This is a genomic window from Bradyrhizobium sp. JYMT SZCCT0428 (assembly GCF_018131075.1).
Taxonomy (GTDB): Bacteria; Pseudomonadota; Alphaproteobacteria; order Rhizobiales; family Xanthobacteraceae; genus Bradyrhizobium.
Map to the genome: position 1 here is coordinate 1 of NZ_JAFCLS010000168.1, position 1,218 is coordinate 1,218.

Genomic DNA, 1,218 nt, shown 5'->3' on the forward strand with positions numbered 1-1,218 from the left:
TTTTTTTCGCCCGCTACGGGGGCACATCGGCCAACGTATGCGGTTCAATGGCGGAAGGCGAGCCGTCAAACAGAACTATTCTTTGCCGCAGATGATCAACCAGCTGTTCAGCGCCGACAGTCAGGCAGCCATGATGTCCCCCAAGCACCTCGACCACTTCGAGTTGAGAACTAAGATGCCGCCACGCCCGACCGTCGTGGTCTGCCGCGCGTAAAAAGTCACGGGGACCTCGAGCGGTGCCGGAAGGTATTTCGCCATCGCGATCGAATAAGCGTCCCATAACGCCAGCGGAATCTCGTTATTGGGAATGGATAAAGCGCCATACAGCTTGGCGATCGTAATCTGCTTGCTCGCCGGCACCTTGAAGAACCGCTCTAGCCGCGCCATTTGTTCATAGGACCAGCGCAGGCAGTAGGGCGAGGCTATCGGCCTCAGCAGCCCAAGGATCGCTCGCGCTGTTGGACGGGCACTGACGGTCGGCGGGTCGACCATCGCAACCAAATCGACCTTGTGGCCGGCGGCCATCAGCAGGCGGGCTGTTTCAAACGCCACCATGGCGCCGTTGCATTTGCCGCCCAGAAGGAATGGACCGCTGGTCTGCTTCTCCAAAATAAGCGGCAGGCGGTCGGCGGCCATCTCCTCGATCGACGGCGGAATCGACTCCCCACGTAGACCATGGGGATCGATGGAAATGATCGGGTAATCGGCTCCGAAGAGCTCCACCATCCGCCGCACACCCGAGTGGCCGCTGAGGAAGTCCCCATTGAAGAAGTGCAGGGGAGGCCGATTGCCACCGGTGCCGAACTGGAGAAACGGCTTTAACGGCGTGCCTGTCTGCATGGCGATTTTGGGGGCAAGTTGGCGGATGGTTTCTGCCCCGTACAGAATCGTTCCCGGTACGCGGTGGCCGATGAGCCGCTCGACTTCGATGTGCATTTCCATCGCTAGAAGGGAGTCACCACCGCTGGCGAAAAAGTCATCGTCGACCGTCACAGCCTCGGACTTGAGCAGCCTCCGCCACAGGTTCAGCAGTTCAGCTTCCAGATCCAATGGCCCTTTGTTCACAGCAGGTACGGACATCGCGCCCTGATCGCCCAACAGCCCGTCGAACGACTCGCGCAGCCGTCGCCGTTGAACCTTGCCCGTCGCCCCCTTTGGCAGTTGGTCGAGGATCAGAATGCGCCGCGGGATCTTGAACGAGGCCAACGCGCGTTGCAG

General features: G+C 60.3%; 1 protein-coding gene. It reads right to left on the minus strand.

From position 1 onward, the window contains the following. Positions 1–120: 120 nt before the first annotated feature. The coding region (locus tag JQ575_RS44210) for a thioesterase domain-containing protein (RefSeq protein WP_249167334.1) at positions 121–1,218 on the minus strand (1,098 nt) is incomplete at its 5' end.